Annotated in this window: 16 protein-coding genes and 1 other RNA gene; 5 read left to right on the forward strand and 12 right to left on the reverse strand. The window is 67.2% G+C overall.

Translation table 11 applies throughout. The features are described from left to right. Positions 1 to 17: 17 nt before the first annotated feature. Genes thrC through M5J20_RS01000 form a run of 6 tightly spaced genes read right to left on the reverse strand, consistent with a single transcriptional unit; the run spans position 18 to position 6,749 of the window. The gene (gene thrC, locus M5J20_RS00975; RefSeq protein WP_253575489.1) at positions 18 to 1,481 is read right to left on the reverse strand and encodes a threonine synthase; all 1,464 of its coding nucleotides are present in this window, start codon (positions 1,479 to 1,481) and stop codon (positions 18 to 20) included. Positions 1,482 to 1,495: 14 nt separating this feature from the next. Continuing rightward, on the reverse strand, positions 1,496 to 1,777 hold the full coding sequence (locus tag M5J20_RS00980) for a Cgl2226 family protein (RefSeq protein WP_253575491.1): 282 nt from the start codon (positions 1,775 to 1,777) through the stop codon (positions 1,496 to 1,498). A 30-nt stretch (positions 1,778 to 1,807) separates the two neighbouring features. Continuing rightward, on the reverse strand, positions 1,808 to 2,074 hold the full coding sequence (locus M5J20_RS00985; protein ID WP_253575493.1) for a type II toxin-antitoxin system RelE family toxin: 267 nt from the start codon (positions 2,072 to 2,074) through the stop codon (positions 1,808 to 1,810). Continuing rightward, the gene (gene relB / locus M5J20_RS00990) at positions 2,058 to 2,294 is read right to left on the reverse strand and encodes a type II toxin-antitoxin system RelB family antitoxin (RefSeq protein ID WP_253575495.1); all 237 of its coding nucleotides are present in this window, start codon (positions 2,292 to 2,294) and stop codon (positions 2,058 to 2,060) included. Before relB ends, M5J20_RS00985 begins: the two co-directional genes overlap by 17 nt. A gap of 49 nt (positions 2,295 to 2,343) precedes the next feature. Continuing rightward, entirely contained in the window at positions 2,344 to 5,418 is a 3,075-nt protein-coding gene (locus M5J20_RS00995) for a bifunctional [glutamine synthetase] adenylyltransferase/[glutamine synthetase]-adenylyl-L-tyrosine phosphorylase (protein ID WP_253575497.1), read from the reverse strand. Next, positions 5,418 to 6,749, reverse strand: a complete 1,332-nt coding sequence (locus M5J20_RS01000; RefSeq protein WP_253575499.1) for a glutamine synthetase family protein — start codon at positions 6,747 to 6,749, stop codon at positions 5,418 to 5,420. The genes M5J20_RS00995 and M5J20_RS01000 overlap by 1 nt, the downstream gene beginning before the upstream one ends. Positions 6,750 to 6,929: 180 nt before the next feature. Between M5J20_RS01000 and M5J20_RS01005 the strand changes: the two genes are divergently transcribed. Then, positions 6,930 to 8,606 carry a CYTH and CHAD domain-containing protein gene (locus M5J20_RS01005; protein ID WP_253575501.1) on the forward strand — a complete coding sequence of 559 codons (1,677 nt, stop codon included), beginning with the start codon at positions 6,930 to 6,932 and terminating at the stop codon, positions 8,604 to 8,606. A gap of 163 nt (positions 8,607 to 8,769) precedes the next feature. Here M5J20_RS01005 and M5J20_RS01010 read toward each other — a convergent pair whose 3' ends face one another. Next, positions 8,770 to 8,985 carry a hypothetical protein gene (locus M5J20_RS01010; protein WP_253575503.1) on the reverse strand — a complete coding sequence of 72 codons (216 nt, stop codon included), beginning with the start codon at positions 8,983 to 8,985 and terminating at the stop codon, positions 8,770 to 8,772. A gap of 76 nt (positions 8,986 to 9,061) precedes the next feature. Here M5J20_RS01010 and M5J20_RS01015 point away from each other — a divergent pair, with 76 nt between their 5' ends. Beyond that, positions 9,062 to 10,261 (forward strand): galactokinase family protein, encoded by a 1,200-nt coding sequence (locus M5J20_RS01015; protein WP_253575505.1) that lies wholly within the window; start codon positions 9,062 to 9,064, stop codon positions 10,259 to 10,261. Positions 10,262 to 10,268: 7 nt separating this feature from the next. Here the strand turns inward: M5J20_RS01015 and M5J20_RS01020 are convergent, their stop codons facing one another. From M5J20_RS01020 to M5J20_RS01040, 5 genes are all read right to left on the reverse strand, one after another. Beyond that, the gene (locus M5J20_RS01020) at positions 10,269 to 11,666 is read right to left on the reverse strand and encodes an RNB domain-containing ribonuclease (RefSeq protein WP_253575507.1); all 1,398 of its coding nucleotides are present in this window, start codon (positions 11,664 to 11,666) and stop codon (positions 10,269 to 10,271) included. A 28-nt stretch (positions 11,667 to 11,694) separates the two neighbouring features. Continuing rightward, positions 11,695 to 12,102: RNase P RNA component class A (gene rnpB / locus M5J20_RS01025), an RNA gene on the reverse strand. A gap of 35 nt (positions 12,103 to 12,137) precedes the next feature. Continuing rightward, complete coding sequence (locus M5J20_RS01030) at positions 12,138 to 13,340, reverse strand: bifunctional RNase H/acid phosphatase (RefSeq protein ID WP_253575509.1); 1,203 nt, start codon at positions 13,338 to 13,340, stop codon at positions 12,138 to 12,140. A gap of 11 nt (positions 13,341 to 13,351) precedes the next feature. Continuing rightward, positions 13,352 to 14,038 (reverse strand): zinc ribbon domain-containing protein, encoded by a 687-nt coding sequence (locus M5J20_RS01035; protein WP_253575511.1) that lies wholly within the window; start codon positions 14,036 to 14,038, stop codon positions 13,352 to 13,354. Positions 14,039 to 14,053: 15 nt separating this feature from the next. Further along, a complete protein-coding gene (locus M5J20_RS01040) occupies positions 14,054 to 15,199 on the reverse strand; it encodes a Nif3-like dinuclear metal center hexameric protein (RefSeq protein WP_253575513.1) in 1,146 nt (381 codons plus the stop codon). Between the two features lie 35 nt (positions 15,200 to 15,234). Here M5J20_RS01040 and M5J20_RS01045 point away from each other — a divergent pair, with 35 nt between their 5' ends. Genes M5J20_RS01045 through M5J20_RS01055 form a run of 3 tightly spaced genes read left to right on the forward strand, consistent with a single transcriptional unit; the run spans position 15,235 to position 17,305 of the window. After that, positions 15,235 to 15,885: an HAD hydrolase-like protein gene (locus M5J20_RS01045; protein ID WP_253575515.1), complete on the forward strand. Its 651-nt coding sequence runs from the start codon at positions 15,235 to 15,237 to the stop codon at positions 15,883 to 15,885. Further along, positions 15,869 to 16,360, forward strand: a complete 492-nt coding sequence (locus M5J20_RS01050) for a low molecular weight protein-tyrosine-phosphatase (protein ID WP_253575517.1) — start codon at positions 15,869 to 15,871, stop codon at positions 16,358 to 16,360. The genes M5J20_RS01045 and M5J20_RS01050 overlap by 17 nt, the downstream gene beginning before the upstream one ends. A 6-nt stretch (positions 16,361 to 16,366) precedes the next feature. Next, entirely contained in the window at positions 16,367 to 17,305 is a 939-nt protein-coding gene (locus M5J20_RS01055) for an SURF1 family cytochrome oxidase biogenesis protein (protein ID WP_253575519.1), read from the forward strand. The last annotated feature ends 6 nt before the right edge of the window (positions 17,306 to 17,311 follow it).

Consider the following 17,311-nt stretch of genomic DNA (forward strand, 5'->3'; position numbering starts at 1 on the left):
TGGTCTCCTCTCCGGGGTTAGACGTCGGTGTTCTCGATGGCGTCCACGATAAACGCCTGCACTGCCTTCGCGTCGTTCGGCAGGTCGGCCACGTGGCGCTCCGCGTCCATGATGCCCGCGAAGCGCTCCGGGATCGCCGGGGCTTCGCCGATAGCCTCCACGATGGTGTCGGCGAACTTCACCGGCAGGGCGGTCTCCAGCACCACGATCGGTGTCGTGACCTGGTCCGCAACCCCGCGGGCCACGAATACGCCGTCGGCGGTGTGCGGGTCAATGAGCACGCCGTTGCGCTCGTGGGTGTCCTTGATCGTGGCCACGCGGTCGGCGTGGGTGGACTTGCCGGAGAGGAAGCCGAACTCCTCGCTGATTCGTGCGCGGACATCGTCGCCGCCGACGGTGCCGCCGAAGTCGTCCAGGTTGAAACCGCCCTCTTTCACCTTGGCGCCGAACAGCTTGCCGGTGACCTTTGCGTCGCGGCCGGTGACGTCGAAAATGAAGCGCTCGAAGTTGGAGGCCTTGGAAATGTCCATCGACGGCGAGGAGGTCGCGTGCGTTTCCGCGGCGGAGCGCGGGCGGTACTCGCCGGTGGTGAAGAACTCGTGCAGCACGTCGTTCTCGTTCGTTGCCACAATCAGGCGGTCAATCGGCAGCCCCATCTGCTTGGCAATGTGGCCTGCGCAAATGTCGCCGAAGTTGCCCGTCGGCACGCAGAAGCTCACCTGTTCATCGTTGGTCTCAGTGACCTTGATGTAGGAGGAGATGTAGTACACCGTCTGCGCGAGCAGGCGCGCCCAGTTGATCGAGTTCACGGCACCGATGCGGTACTTCGCCTTGAACGGGGCATCGCCGTTGACTTCCTTGACCACGTCCTGGCAGTCGTCGAAAACGCCGTCGAGGGCGATGTTGAAGATGTTCGGATCGTCGAGACCGAACATCTGCGCCTGCTGGAACGGGGTCATGCGCCCGCCCGGGGTGAGCATGAACACCCGGATGTTGTCGCGGCCGCGCATCGCGTACTCCGCGGAGGAGCCGGTGTCGCCCGAAGTCGCGCCGAGGATGTTGATCTCCTCGCCGCGGCGCGTGAGCTCGAACTCGAACAGCTCGCCGAGCAGCTGCATCGCCATGTCCTTGAACGCCGCGGTGGGGCCCTCGGACAGGTGCGCCAGCCACAGGCCGTCCTCCAGCTCGGTGACGGGCACGATCTCCTCGGAGGCGAACTTTTCCGTGGTGTACGCCTGAGCAGTGAGCTTTTCGACGATCGCAGGAGGAATGTCGTCGACAAACAGCTTCACCACCTCGGCCGCGAGCGCCGCGTAGCCCTCAGCTGCGAGCAGTGCCCGCCATTCATCGAGAAGCTCCGGCGAAATCGTCGGGTACACCGCGGGCATGTAGAGGCCGCCGTCGGGGCTCAGGCCCCCGAGGAGGATGTCGGTGAATGCCTGCGGGGTCGCGTGCGGGTCGCGCGTCGAGATGTAATCCACAAACGGGAAGTCTACTAGCGCCGCGGCGGCTCTTGACGGCCGGTGAGAATATCAACCACCGAACGGATCGCGGCATCGCCCAACTGCGGCAGCGGGCGAGGTGCCGGGTCCTGCTCGCCCGGGCGGGGCTCCGGGTGGGGAGCCTTCGGCGCCGGTTCCACGGCGACGGTCAGCGCGGCCTCCTCGAGCGTCACCGGCGTGGTGGGATCAATACCGGCCACGCGGGCGGCATCCACGAGGGCGACCAGATCGGCGAAGGTGGCATCGTTGAGGTCGATAGTCATGTGCACAGCCATGCAGCAGAGCCTAGTAGCCGTAGTGCGTTCTCATTTGCGATAGATGTCCGAACGGTGACCCACATCGACAATGACCACAATCAAGGTTCCGTCGTTGATCTCTGCAACGACGCGGTAGTCCCCCACACGCCACCTCCAAAGACCCGAAAGGCTGGAAGCGAGTGCCTTGCCCCGGCTTCTGGGATCATCTAGTTGAGAAACCTCCTGCAGATAATCCAGAATGCGGCGTTGATGGCCCCTATCCAGCTTCGTTACTGCGCGCTGCGCGCGAGGCGTGAACTCAATCTTCCAGGCCAAGTCGAGACCTCAGCTCGCTTAGGCCGATCGTTTGCAGTTCACCGCGGCGAACAGCCTCTGCTTCAGCTTCAAGCTGGTAGACGTACTCAATCTCTTCCAGATGCGCATCGAGAGCTTCACGAACATAGAACGACATGGGTCGGCCAGTGCGTTCTGCCAGCGTTTTAAGCCGCTCCATCTGTGCACCGTCAACTCTGAGACTAATTACTGCGCCACTCATGTAAACATGTTTACATCAGGTTGAGCTGAAAAACCAGACAGCAGCTTCCCTACTCAAACTCCAGTGACGGCACCTCGCCCCAGAACACCTCCTCCACCACGCGGTGGGCGCGGCGGGTCACGCGCAGGTACTCCTCCAGAAACTCCTGCTGGTTCTCCGGGTCGTAGCCGGCGGAGCCCGCCACCTGCGCCAGGTGCGGGCCCGGCGCGGGCAGCTGGTCCGTGCGCTTGCCCGACACCAGCACGAGCGCGTTGCGGGCGCGGGTTGCGGTGAGCCACGCCTCGCGCAGGATGTGCGCCTGGGCGGCGGGGAGGATGGCAGGGTCGTTCAGCTCGTACAGGAAGTCAAGCGCCTCCAGGGTGGAGGTAGTGTGAAGGCCTTCCTGGGTGTGGGCGTGCATCATCGTGAGCAGCTGCACGGTCCATTCCACGTCCGCGAGTGCGCCGCGGCCGAGTTTGGTGTGCACGCTCCTGTCGGCGCCGCGGGGCAGGCGCTCAGTGTCCACGCGGGCTTTGATGCGGCGGATCTCCCGAACGCCGGCAAGCGTGGCCCCGTTCTCCGGGTAGCGGAAGGCGTCGATCATGCGGAGGAAGGCTTCGCCGACGATTTCGTCGCCGGCGACGGTGGTGGCGCGCTGCAGCGCCTGCTTCTCCCACACCTCGCCCCACTCGCGGTAGTAGCGCTCGTAGGAGGCGATGGTGCGCACAACCGCGCCGGAGCGGCCCTCGGGGCGCAAGCCGAGGTCGACTTCCAGCGGCGGGTCGCCGGAGGGTTTGGAGAGGCGCGAGCGCATCTGGTCAATGATGCGCGATGCCCACGCGAGCGCCTCGTCCGCTACATCTTGCGCGTCATCCCCGCTGCGGACGGGCTCGGCGACCACCATCACGTCCGCGTCGGAGCCGTAGCCGAGCTCGGAGCCGCCGAGGCGGCCCATGCCGATGATGGCGATGCGGGCAGGTGCGTGCTCTTCCCCGCGGGCTGCGAGGTCGGTGCGGATCTCGGCGAGCAGCGCTGCCTGGAGCACCGCTTCCCACACGATGGTGAGCTCCTCGCACACCTGGCGCACCTCCATGAATCCCAGGAGATCCGCGGCGGCGATGCGGGCGAGTTCCGCGCGGCGCAGCGACCTGGCGACGCTCACCGCCTTGTCGGCATCGTCCTGGTAGCGCTTCGACGCCGCCACAATTGCCTTGTGCACTTGGTCCGGTGCGGCTTCCAGCAGGCGCGGGCCGTTGGAGCCGTCGCCGAGCAGTTTCACCACCTCGGGCGCGGCGATAATCAGGTCCGAGATATACGGGGAGTTGCCCAGGATCTTCATGAGGCGCTGGCCCACCACGCCCTCGTCGCGCAGCATGCGCAGGAACCAGCTCTTGTCCTCCGCCGCTTCCGACAGTTTGCGGTAATTCAGCAGGCCCGCGCCTGGGTCGGCGGTGCCGGCGAGCCAGTACATGAGCGTCGGCAAAAGAATGGCCTGCAGCTTCGCCTTGCGCGAGGTGCCCGTGGCAAGTGCCGTGAGGTGGTCGTAGGCGCGCGCCGGGTGGCGGTAGCCGAGGGCTGCCAGGCGCGCCTTCGCCGCGTCCGGGGTCAGCGTCGCCTCGCCGACGGAAAGATCCACTACAGCATTCAGCAGCGGGCGGTAGAACAGGCGCTCGTGCAGCGTGGACACCGCGTCGCGCACCTGCTTGAGCCGCGCCTGCATCTGCTCGATCGCGGTCGTGCGCCCGAGCGTGAACCCGGAAGCTCGGGCGAGCCAGCGGGTGCGCTTCTCGTCCTCGTTCTCCGGCAGCTGGTGGGTGCGGCGGAAGCGCTGCAGCTGCAGGCGGTGCTCCAACAGGCGCAGGAATTCGTAAGCTTCCACCAGCTGTTTTGCGTCCTCGCGGCCGACGTAGCCGCCGTCGGTGAGCGCCTCCAGCGCCCCGATGGTGTTGGGGGTGCGCAGCGTGTCGTCGATGCGCCCGTGGACGAGCTGCAGCAGCTGCACGGCGAACTCCACATCGCGCAAACCCCCGTAACCCAGCTTGAGCTCGCGGGCGCGCAGATCCTCCGGCACGTTGTCCAGCACCCTACGGCGCATCGCCTGGACGTCCTCGACGAAGCTCTCGCGCTGGCTCGCCTCCCACACCAGGGGCGCGAGCGTATCGACGTACGCTTGCCCCATCGCCATGTCACCCGTCATCGGGCGGGCTTTGAGCAGCGCCTGGAACTCCCACGTTTCGGCCCAGCGCTTGTAATAAGTCTTGTGCGAGTCCAGCGTGCGCACCAGCGCGCCGGATTTGCCCTCCGGGCGCAGGTTCGCATCAACATCGAAGAAGCAGGCGGAGCCGATCTTGATGAACTCTGCGGCGGTGCGGGTGATCTTGGGCGTGACCGGCTCGGCGACGAAGATGACGTCGACGTCGGAAATGTAATTCAGCTCCCGCGCCCCGCACTTGCCCATCGCCATGACGGCGAGTTGGGCATCAGGATCGGCCTCCCCGTAGACGCGGCGCACCGCGACGGCGAGGGCGGCGGTCAGCGCCGCATCCGCGATCGCGGTGAGCGCCTCCGTGACTGCCCGGTAGCCCATCGTCTGGCCCTCGCCGTGGCCCTTGACGGCCGCAAACGTACCTGCCAGGTCCGCCGCGGCCACGCGCATCACCAGGGTGCGGTGGGCACCTCGCAGCGCCTCGTTGCCGCCGGTGGGGGCGGCGCACTCCTCCGCGGCTCGGTAGGTGCCGGGGGTCCGCAAATGCTGCGTCGCGTGCTCGTCCACGGGTTGGGCACCGACTGCGCCGAGCATCTCGGCCAGCGCCTCCTCAGCCGTAGGAATGTCCTTGTGCAGCTCAACCCACAGCTCCGGGTGGGCGATCAGGTGGTCCGACAGAGCCGTTGAACCGCCTGCGAGCGCGATGAACCGGGTGCGGAAAACGGGATCGTCGGCAAGCAATGCCCTGACCTTGGGCCAAGAGGGACCCGCCGCCTCCATGAAGCGGTGCGCGTTGTTCAGCGCGAGGTCCGGGTCGCCCGCGCCGGCGAGCGTCCACAGAATCGCCTCGTCGTCGAAACCCAGATCCGCCAGGTCATCCGCGGCACGCGGGGAGGTCAACCCCAGTTTCGCGGGGCTCGGCAGCTCGCGCCCCGCCATTACAGATCCAGCCCCGTCTCAATCTCCCACGGGGTGACCTGGGAGGTGTACTCGTGCCACTCGTCCCACTTGGAGCGCAAGAAGTACTCGAAGACCTGCTCACCCAGCACCTCCGCCATGAATTCGGACTGTTCGAGGTGGCGCAGCGCCTGGTCGAGGGAGTTCGGCAGGTCGCGGTAGCCCATCGCGCGGCGCTCGCGGCGGGTGAGCGAGAAGACGTCGTCGCGCGCCGGGTCGTCCAGCTCGTAGCCGCCCTCGATACCCTTCAGGCCGGCGGCCAGCACCGCTGCGAAGGCCAGGTAGGGGTTGCACGCGGAATCCAGCGAGCGCACCTCGATGCGGCGCGAATCCGCCTTGTGCAGGCGGTACGTGGGCACGCGAACCATGGCGGAGCGGTTGGAAATGCCCCAGGTCGCCGCCGTCGGAGCCTCCGAGCCGAACTGGAGGCGCTTGTAGGAATTCACCCATTGGTTGGTCACCGCGGAGATCTCGCGGGCGTGCTCGATGATGCCGGCGATGAACTGCCGACCCACCTTGGACAAGCTGATCTCGTCATCCGGGTCGTGGAACGCGTTGGTCTCGCCCTCGAACAGGGAGAAGTGCGTGTGCATCGCCGACCCGTCGAGGTTGGGGAACGGTTTGGGCATGAACGTGGCGTGCACGCCGTTCGCCTCCGCCACCGTTTTCACGATGTATTTGAACGTGACCACGTTGTCCGCCATCGTCAGGGCATCCGTGTGCCGCAGGTCGATCTCCTGCTGGCCGGGGCTCGCCTCGTGGTGGGAAAACTCGGTGGTAATCCCCATGTACTCCAGGGCGGAGATCGCTTCACGACGCAACTTCGGTGCCTCATTGCGCTTCGCCTGGTCGAAGTAGCCGCCGCGGTCCGAGGGCTTGATCCCGTCCCCGTCGGGTTTGACCACGTAAAACTCGATCTCGGGGCTGGCGAAGAATTCGAAGCCCATTTCGCGGGCCGCGTTCATTTGGCGGCGCAGCACGTGTCGCGGGTCGGCGTAGAGCGGGTCCCCGTCCGGCATGGTGATGTCGCAGAACAACCGGGCTGTCTGGATGCCGGTGTCCTCGTCGAACGGCAGCGGCTGGTAGGTGCTCGGGTCTGGGCGCAACAGCGTGTCCGACTCGGAGATGCGGCTAAAACCCTCGATGGAACTGCCGTCAAACCCCACGCCCTCCTCGAACGCGCTCTCCAGCTCGGCGGGGGCCATCATGACGGTTTTCAGGCTTCCGGCGATGTCGGTGAACCAGAGGCGGAGGAAAGCGATGTCCTGCTGCTCAACCAGCCGCAGGACGTTGTCGGTTTGGGAGGAGCTCATAGGCTTCATGTTATTCCCCGCGAGGGCTGCGATGCTTTTTCTGCAATGCGCTACATGTTTGATTCGGCGGAATTATGTGCGCGTCTCACACATAGTTGGGAGGAAGGGCCCTCCTCTTCACCGGCTATGGTTGAGGCAGACCAACGAAATTTTCCCTTCCAAACCTGAAGGAGGCCTCCCATGGCTGAGAGCATTGAGAACAAGGCCCCAAGCACCAAGGCCCCGGAAAAGCACCTCGAGGTGGAGCTGAAGCTCGCCGTCGACGATCACACCGGCGTCCCCGACCTGACCCAGTTGCCGGGGGTTGCCTCGATGCTGGGCACCGAGCAGCACAACCTCTCCGCTATTTATTATGACACCAAGGACCTGCGCCTCACCCGCCAGAAGATCACGCTGCGCCGGCGCACGGGCGGTGCGGACGACGGCTGGCACATGAAGATCCCGGACCAGGGCGGCGGCCGTCGCGAGCTGCGCGTCCCGTTGGAGGACCCGGCGCAGATCCCGGATCAGCTCGTCGAGCAGGTCCGCGCGATCGTTCGCACCGAGCCGCTCGAACCGATTGCCCAGGTGGATAACCGCCGCGTGGAGTCCAAGCTGGCCGGCGAGAACGGCGAGCCGGTCGCGGAATTCTGCGATGACCACGTCACCGCGTGGTCCCTTTTGCCCGGCGGCCAGCGCACCTCTTGGCGCGAATGGGAAGTAGAGCTGGACGAGTCTGTCGCCGGCACCGAGGACGGCGCAAGCATCATCCGCCAGGCAACCTCCTTCCTGATTGCGGCCGGTGCGCGGAAGTCGTCCTCCCCGTCGAAGCTGTCTACCGCACTCGGCGACAGCATTCACACCGCCCCGCAGCCGCCCCACTTGCAGTCCGAGGGCATCGACGAGGATTCCCCCGCAGCCGCCGTGGTCGAGGCGCTGCGCGTGCAGCGCGACCAGATCGTGGAGTGGGACCCGAAGGTCCGCGCCGACGAGTTCGATTCGGTGCACCAGCTGCGCGTGGCCACCCGCGAAATGCGCTCCCTGCTCGAGACGTTCGAGGGCATTCTCGAAGGCGAGGAGCTGGAGCACCTCGAAGCGGAACTCAAGGAGACCGCCGCGGTACTCGGTGTCGCACGCGATGCGGAGGTCGTCGAGGAGCGGTTCTTGGAGCTCCTGGACACCGACGAGAGCGGGCTTATCGACGACACCGCACGCGGCCACATCGAACACGACATGCGCGCGGACTACGAGGCCGCGCACGCAGACATCGTGGAGATGCTGAACTCCGAGCGTTTCCTCACCATGCTGGATGACATCGACGAGTTGCTGGCTAACCCGCCGGTGACGCTCGGCGAGGAGGCGTCCGCTGAGGACGGCGAGGACGGCGAGGACGGCGAGGGCGAGCAGGATAAGCCCGAGAAAAGCGCGAAGCAGCTCAAGAAGGAATCCCGGGAGATCATGCTTGAGCACCTCGAGAAGGCGTTCAAGAAGGTGAACAAGCGCGACAAGCTCGTGGACGAGTACTACCACGACACGGACCTGCCGCTGCACGACCGCGAGGAGTACGTCCACGACGTGCGCAAGGCGGTCAAGAAGCTGCGCTACGCCACGTCGGCAGCGCAGCAGGCGGGGATCAAGACCGGCCGCCTGGCGAAAGCCGCGAAGGGAATGCAGACCGTGCTCGGTGATTTCCAAGACGCAGTCACGTCGCGCGACCGCATCCAGAGGCTGGCCAACGAGGCTCGCGAGCGGGGCGAGGACACATTCGCGTACGGCGTGTTGTACCAGCGCGAACTCGACCGGGGCAACAAGGCCTTCGCGGGTTACGACGAAGCCATGCGCGAGCTGAAGAAGGCATTCAAAAAGGTCAAGGCCTAGGCGCAAGTGGGGAGGGCTGGGCTAGCCACGATGCCCACCCCTCCACCCCACCGATCACGTACCCCCATAGCCACGCCCCCATAGTGACGGGTTTTTGGGCCACCATGGGGGCGTGACCATGGGGGTATGGAAAGAGCCGATGTCCGCGGCAGCCCTGCAACCCCTACTTCTCGTCCTTCTCCCAGGACGGGGTGGCACCCCAGTTGTCGTCCGCCTCGTCGAGCGCGTCGGCGCGGCGGGTGCGCTCCTTCGCGATGGCGATGGCGTGCTCGGCCTCTTCGCGGGTGTCGTAGGGGCCCATGCGGTTGTCCCAGGATTCGACCTTGCCCTGGGTGACCTCGCCGGTTGCCGGGTTGTAGTAGAACTTCTCGTCTGCCATGGGGTGCTCCTTGATGTGCTTCGTCGGGGGAAATTGTTCCCACTACCCTACCCGGGGGCGTTGGTACTGTGGGGCCATGGTTTTTTACACCGGCCCCCACGACGCGGTGGTTGAACGCGCCGTCGAAAAGCATGAAGCTCTCACCGGCCGCGCGCCCGCGCATGTGGCGTCCGCGCCCGGCACCTGGGTGCTCATCGGTGAGAACGTCGACCACTTCGGCGGCGTAACCATCCTGGGGCTGGCCGGCAATCGCGCCGCCGTAGCGGTGAGTCCGCGCGAGGACGACGTGATTGCCATCCACGCCGACGGGCCCTACGCCGAGCCGATCGACGCGACCGGGAGCCTTGCCTCGCTTGCCGACGGCACCATTGAGCACCCCCTAGCCACCCGCTACGTGGGGTTGATTCAGGGGCTGATTCAGCGCCAGATCATCTCGCGGGACACCGCGGGGCTGGATGTGACGATTACGTCGGATTTCCCGCTCGGCGCGGGCCTCGGCGCGCTGTACGCCGCGGATGCAGCGCTCGCACTCGCGCTGGCCGCGGAGAACCCCGAGGTCGACGAACCGCCGATGCGCGCCCGGATCGCGGAGATCTGCTCGCAGGCGGTCGCCGCTCACTCCACCCTTGCTCTGCTGCGCGCCCGCCACACCGTAGCGCTGCGCGGCACGCCCGACCAGGTGAACGTGGTGGATTACGCCGACGGCTCGGTTACCGCAGCGCCCCACCCGGCGAAGCTGGGCGTGCGGATCTTCTCCGTCGCCACCGAGCTGGGCCAGCCCCACGGCGAGCAGGCCGAGCGGATCGCCGAGTGGCGCGGGTTCATCGACGAGGCTGTGAGCAACTTCGGCGTGTCCTCGCTGCGCGAGCTGCCGGATAACGTGGACCGCGTCGTCGGCTGGGTGGAGGCCCGGCGCGACACCGGCGACGCATCTGCCCCGGATCCGGCGACCGCTCGCCAGTGGGTGCAGTTCTGCGAGACGGAGACGCTGCGCAGCCTGGCCACTGCGAAGGCGCTGCGCTCCCGCCGCAGCAACGAACTGCTGACGCTTCTGAATTCGCGCTCCGAGGCGCACGACATCGAGACCCCGGATGCGCTGGTGGCGCAAGTGCTGGAAGGCGGCGCCGTGGCGGCGCGCCCGGCGGCGGCGGGCACGTCGCAGGCAGTGATCGCGTTTGTGCCGATCCAGGACGCGGACGCGTTCGTGGAGCGCTTCGCGGAGGAATTCGAGCTCGTGGAAATCACGCCGGGCGAGCCGGCCCGCGTGGAGCGCTAACGGGCGGCTAGTCCGCCGGCCAGGCGAACACGACCTCCCTCGCTTCCGGGTCAGCCCGCACCAGCGAGAATGTTGTCTCGGTGCCCTCCGGCGGGGCGCCGATTGAGGGCGCGAGCACCGGCGGGTCGGTGATGAAGATGCGGGCGCGGTCGCCCGAGTCCTCCCCGCGTTTGAGCACCACGCCGGTGAAATTCTGCCCCACCCACGGAGCCAGCACGGTCGCCTCCGTGAGGTGCTGCGCCGCGCGGTCCACCGTGTTAGCCAGCTGCGAGGTGCGCGCCATGGACTGGATTACCTGCGGGGCGGACTCGGTCACCCACTCCGGCACTTCGTAGCCGCCGCAGATGGCCAGGCACACCTCGGTGGCGTAGCGGTCGATCAATCTGCGCAGCGGCGCGGTGACGTGGCTGTAGTACCCGCCGATGCCGGCGTGCACTTCGGGCTCCTTCTCACTCAGGTCGACGTAGCCGGAGCCGCGCAGCAGCTTCTGTGCCTCCCGCATCACGGCCATGCCGCGCGGGGTGTCCGCGTCGACGCCGGCGAGGAATTCGCCGATTCCGCAGTCCTCCGCGATCACGTAACCCAGGTTCGCGGCCTCGCGCCGGAACTCGGCCTCCGCCTCCGCCGGCGCGGGCCCGAGCGTGCGCAAGAACCCCACGCCAGCAGCGACCATCATCCGCCCGGCCACCATGCCGGTGAGGAGGGAGATTTCGGAGTTGTAGTCCATCACCGGGTGGCGCGGCTCGATGACCAGCTCAAACGCCCCGGCATCCTCCACCACGCGCACCGACGGCAAGCGCAGATTGATCGCCGCGCGCCGCAGCGAAGACTGCTGCCGCAGCCACCCCACCTGGGGCAGCAAGCGTATCGACGGATGTTCTTCGCCCCGTCGGAAAGCATCCTGCACCCCGTCGTAGTCAAGCCGCGCGACGGAGTGCACCAGCGCGCGCTCGACGTGCGCGTCTTCCACCTCGCCAGCCGCGTCGAGGTCGAACGTCCACAGCACCGCTGGGCGGTCGACATTGGGCAGGAGCGACGCGGAACCTTCCGAGAGCGGCGCCGGGTGGAGGCGGGCCGGCTCATCCGGCAGGTAAACGGTCTGCCCGCGGATGAGGGACTCCTGCTTGACCAGCGTGTCCGGCTCGACAAATGCAGCGACATCCGCGATCGCGTACAGGACCCGGTAGCCGTCGCCGCGCGCCTCGATGTACACCGCCTGGTCCAAGTCCTTCGACCCGGGCGGATCGATGGTCACCAGCGGGATGTCGCGAGCGTCGCGGCGCGTGCCCGCGAAGGTGTCAGTCAGCCGCGCCGCCTCCTCGACGACTTCCGGCGCGAAGTCGGTGGGGACGTCGAACTCATCGGCAATCGCGCGAAAGTTCAGCGGCGCGGCGTACAGCTTCATGGTGTGCCATCGTGCCAGAAAAGTGGGGCGAATGAGCCGGCCTATGAGCCGGATTCTGTTCCCGTAGCGAGCGCTGCGGGTGGCGATCATCCATCTGGACCTCCCATCGCTGGGGGCCTCAAGCAGCTACCTTCGGACATGGGCGGGCAGCCTCATCGCGTCCGACGACCTCTGCCAACTACTGGCAGCGGCTCTTGCCTTGCTCCCGGTGGGGTTTACCTGGCCGCAGCTGTCACCAGCCGCGCCGGTGCGCTCTTACCGCACCCTTTCACCCTTACCCAGCACGCTGGGCGGTCTACTCTCTGTTGCACTTTCCCGCGGATCGCTCCGGGTTGCCGTTAGCAACCACCGTGCCCTGCGGAGTCCGGACTTTCCTCGACCGCCGCCAGCCCACATGCGTGGCGGTACGGCGCGCCGCGATCACCCGGCCGACTCATTCGCGCAGGCGATTCTACGCCCGACGGGGCGGATTTAGGAAGCCGGCTGCCGGTGGTGCGCCACGTCGTTGAACGTGCGCACCACGCCGAAGTCCCCGTAGAACTCCACCACGGACACGCTCGCCAGATCCAGGAAGATGTGCCGGAACGTCTCCGCACCCGTGCCCAGCGCCTGCCGGATCACGGATTTGATCGGCGTCATGTGCGTAACCACCAGCACCGTTTTGCCCTCGTGCGCCTTCTGCACCATCAACCTGGCCCGGGTCACGCGCCGGTGCAGCTGGGCGAGCGACTCGCCGCTCGGGGGCTTTTCGCTTGCCGACGCCTCCCACGCACCGAATGCGTCCGGATCCCGCTCCTGTGCTTCCTGGCGCGTGAGCCCCTCGAACGCCCCGAAGTCGAGCTCACGGAAGTCTTCGACCACCTCGATGGCGTCCTCGGGAACGCCGAGGGCTTCCGCGCAGGCGGCTGCCGTCTGGCGTGCACGGCGCTGCGGCGAGGTCACAATCACGTCGACTTTCCCCATGGTGGCCAGCGTCGTTGCCGCCCGTCGGGCCTGCGCCTGGCCGACCTCCGTGAGCTCAGGGTCAGACGTGCCGGAGTACCGGCGCTCCGCCGAATGCGCCGTCTGCCCGTGGCGCAGCAGCACGAATCGGGTCCGCGGCGCGTCCTGGCCCGCCCAGTGCGACGGGCTGGCGGTCTGGTGGGTCCCCTTGCCTCGTGAGAATTCCGCTTTTTCTTCGGCAGAGCTTGCTCCGGCGCTGGTCGCGAGATCGCTGGCGGAATTCCTACGAGACGGGGTGGAGGCCTCAAGGATCCGCGGGGTGCCGTCCTCGGCGGCGGCGTCCATGGCGACGTTCGACAGCTCGTCGGCCTTCTTGTTCTTCGCGCGCGGCACCCAGGCGTAGGTGACCTTCTCGAATTGCTTGGCCAGGTCGCGGGCCTCACGGGCGAGCTTTTGCATGTCGGGGTGCTTGATCTTCCAGCGGCCGGTCATCTGCTCGACGACCAGCTTGGAATCCATCGACACGTCGACACGGGTGGCGCCGAGTTCCGCGGCGGCCTCCAGGCCACGAATCAGGCCGTAGTACTCCGCGACGTTGTTGGAGGACTTCTTGCCCACCACGTAGGCGACCTCGGCCAGGGTCTCCCCGTCCGGGCCGTACACCACTGAGCCGGAGCCGGCGACGCCCGGGTTACCGCGGGAGCCGCCGTCGCAAAACATCTGGACGTGCATCGGGCGGGGCCTTACTCGGCGGCCGGGGAGACGCGCACCAGCAGGGTGCCGCAGTTCGGGCAGGTCGGCAGCTCGTCTTCGTCGGCGGCCATGACTTCCGCACGCTCGGCCGGCGGCAGCTGGATGAAGCAGCCGTTGCAGGTGCGGCCGTTGAAGGAGGCCGCGGAGACATCGTCGTAAAGCGACAGCACGTCGGCAGGCAACTGTGCGCGCAGCCCGGCGGGATCGACAGCCTCAATTGCGGGCAGCGCGTCGACGGCGCGCTGCGCGGCCTCGACCTTGCGGTTTGCCTCGTCGAGGCGCGCGCCGTGGTTGTCGCGGTTGTTGCGCAGCGCAGCAATCTCGTTGTGCGCCTCTTTCAGCTCGTAGAGCAGGTCGGCGATGCGGGACTTCGCGGCGTAGCGGTCGTGCTCCAGGTCCTTGCGGCGCTCCGGGTCGGTTTCGGCGGTGAGCTGGTGCTTGTCGTCCAGCTCGCGGCGCTTCAGCTTGCGCTCATCCTCCTGGATGCGCAGGATCTCCAGCTCCATGTCGTCCACGGCCATCTGCGCGGCGGACGCGGCGGACTGGATGCGCTCGCGCTCTGCCACGAGGCGGGCGAGCTCTTGCTCCTCCGGGCGCTGCTGCGCGGGGCGGGAAGCGGCGTGCTCCGCGCGGGCGAGCTCGAGGAGCACCGGCTGCAGGTCTTTGGAAAGGTGCATTGTGGGATTCTCCTCCTAGCGTGCGGTGTGGTTCGGGTGCGCGGACAGGGTCCAGGGATCGGTCCGGATTGAGAGGATCTCGGTGTCCACGCCCATCGGTGCCACGATACCTTCGGCCTGCTCAGTCCACGGAAACTCGCTGGCCCAGTGCGCGGTGTCGATGACGGCGGGGCCGCCGGCGCGCAGGTGCTCGTCCACGGGGTGGTGGCGCAGATCCGAGGTCACGTACACGTCCACGCCGAGTTTGGCAACGTCCTCCAAGAAGCTGTCGCCCGAGCCGGAGGACACGGCCACCTTCTGCACCATCTGCTCCGGGTCGCCGGCCGCGCGCACGCCCCACACAGTCTCCGGGAGCGCGTCCGCCACCTGCTGGGTGAACTCGCGCAGGGTCATCGCCTCCGGCAGCTCACCGATGCGACCCAGGCCGGTGGCGGTGGCCAAATCGCGGGTCTCCGCCATCTGGACTACGTCGAAGGCGGGTTCCTCGTACGGGTGGGCGCTTCTGAGGACGTCGATAAGCGTGCGGCGCAGGCGGGTGGGCGCGACGAATTCTACGCGCGCCTCGGTGCTTGCGTGGTGCTCGCCGACGGTGCCTTCGGCGGGGTCCGCGCCCTTGACGGGTGTGAAGCCGCCGGTGCCTTCCCACGCGAAGGAGCAGTCGCGGTAGTTGCCGATCTCGCCCGCACCGGCATCGAACAGCTCGCGCATGACACGGTCGACGTCGGCAGGCGGGATGTGCACGCCCCACATGTCGATGCCGTCGGTGAACACCGGCTTGATCGGCCGGCCCGGCGTGATACCCACCAGCTCAGCGAGGCGGTCGGAGACACCGGGGCGCGCCGAGTCCGCGTTGGTGTGCGCGGCGAACAGGGCGCACCCGCCGGTGAGGAGGGTGTGGATGACCTTGCCCTTCGGCGTGTTCGCGGCCACGGAGTGCACGCCGCGCAGGAGCAGCGGGTGGTGCACTACCAAGAGCTGCGCACCACCGGCGACGGCCGCTTCCGCCACCGCTTGCGTGCAGTCCAGCGCGAAGGCCACCTTGGTCACCTCGGCGTCGGGGTCGCCGCAGATCAGCCCCACCTGGTCCCAGCTCTCCGCGAGCTGCGGCGGGTAGGCGGCTTCGAGGGCGGCGACGACATCGCTAACGGTTACGGCAGTCATGGCACCCAGCCTACAAATTTGGCACTCTGGGTTAGGTGACCGCCTCTGCGACCGTGCTGCTCGATGTCGACGGCACCTTGATCGACTCGTTCCCCGGAATCCGGGAGGGTTTCGTCCGCGCGCTCAAATCCGTGGGGCACCCGCTTCCCGACGACGAATTCATCGCCCGCATCCCGGGTCCGCCCATGCGCGACTCCATGTACGCCGCCGGTTTGAACGGCGACGAGGTTGCCCGTGCCATGCTCGTGTACTCGGAATACATGTCGGGCGAGGGCTGGCGGCGCTTCACCGTCTTCGACGGGATGTTAGAGCTCATCGAGGGCTGGAAGGCAGACGGCTTGGGCGTGGTGACGGCGACGTCGAAAAGCGAGCACTTTGCCCGCCTCGCCCTCGAGGAAACCGGCATGTGGCCGCACCTCGATTTCCTCGGCGCCGCGAATTACGATGCCGGGCGCATCACCAAGATCGACGTGATCCGCCACGTACTGGACTCAGTGGATCCAGCGCGCCCGCTGATGGTCGGTGACCGCATCCACGACTTCCACGGCGCAGCCGAGTTCGGCATCCCATCCGTGGCGGTGACCTGGGGTTACGGCACGCCCGAGGAGTGGGCGGAGGCAACGCACATCGCGCACACCCCTGACGAGTTGGACGAGATTGTGAGGAACCATGTCGCAGCACAGTGAACCTAAGCCCGTACACATTGACTTCGTGTGCACCGGCAACATTTGCCGCTCCCCCATGGCGGAGGTGATCATGCGCGACAAGCTTGCCGACGCCGGCTTGGGCGACGCTGTCCGCGTCACCTCCAGCGGCATCGGTGGCTGGCACGTGGGCCACTCGGCCGACGGCCGTGCCGTCGCGGAGCTCGCGGCACACGGCTACGACGGTTCCGCCCACCGTGCCCAGCAGTTCGGCGTGGAGCAGCAGGACGCGGACCTCATCGTGGCGCTGGACACCAACCACGTCTCCGAGCTGGTGGCCCGCGGCGTTCCGGAGGAGCGCATCCGATTGCTGCGTTCCTTCGACCCGGCAGCCGAGGAAGGCGCCGGCGTGGCCGATCCCTACTACGGCGGCCCGGAGGGCTTCACCACGACGCGCGAACAGATAGAGGCGGCCGCCGACGGCATTATCGCCTGGGTGCGCGGCCAACTAGACTAAGCACCTGTGAGTACCCAGCCTGCAGAAAAGCCCTGGTGGCGCACCTTTCTCACCCCGGGCTGGGTGATTGCGGCGCTGCTGATCGCCGCGTTTTCCTACTTCGCGTTCACCGTGCTCGCGCCGTGGCAGCTGGACAAGAATGAGCGTCTGGAGCAGCGCAACGAGCACATCGTCGAAGCCTTCGACCAGGACCCTGTGCCGCTGTCGAGCGTGCTGCGTGCCGACGGCTCCTTGAGCCCCGACGACGAATGGACCCGCGTCACCGCGACTGGCCGCTTCACCGGCCCAGATGTGCTCCTGCGCCTGCGCCCCGTGGACCGCACGCCTGCGTTCCAGGTGCTCACCCCGTTCACGTTGGACAACGGCGAAACCCTCCTGGTCAACCGCGGCTGGGTGCCCGCGCGAGATTCCACCAAGGTGCCCGATTTCGCCGCGGCGCCGGGGTCCGTGGTCACGCTCACCGGCATGCTGCGTCTCGACGAAGGCATCCACCCCACTGCCCCCATGCAGGACCAGGGCTACCAGATGGTCTACTCCATCAGCCCTGGCCAGATCGGCGAGCTCACCGGCACCGACATGCTCAGTCCCTACCTGCAGCTCCTCGGCGGCGAACCGGGCGTGCTCGAACCCATCCCGCTCCCCCAGCTGGAAACAGGCAACCACCTCTCCTACGGGCTGCAGTGGATCGCCTTCGGCATCCTCGCCCCCGCCGGTCTCATCTACTTCATCGCCGCCGAGACGCGCGAGCGCCGCCGCTACCGCGAAGAGCAGGAGCAATTACTGCTTGCCGACGCTTCCCCCACCCCCGCCGGACCGGCTCCGGAACCTGCGGCGGCGGAAGCGAACGTCGGCACGCAAGGCCCTGCGCAGCGCTCGCGCTACGGGCAGACCCGGCGCAACCCGTGGTCCGGGGCCTACGATAAGGAGCAGGAACGTTCCCGCTAGCCAGAG

The sequence above is a fragment of the Corynebacterium stercoris genome (assembly GCF_024160105.1).
In the GTDB taxonomy this organism is placed as follows: domain Bacteria; phylum Actinomycetota; class Actinomycetes; order Mycobacteriales; family Mycobacteriaceae; genus Corynebacterium; species Corynebacterium stercoris.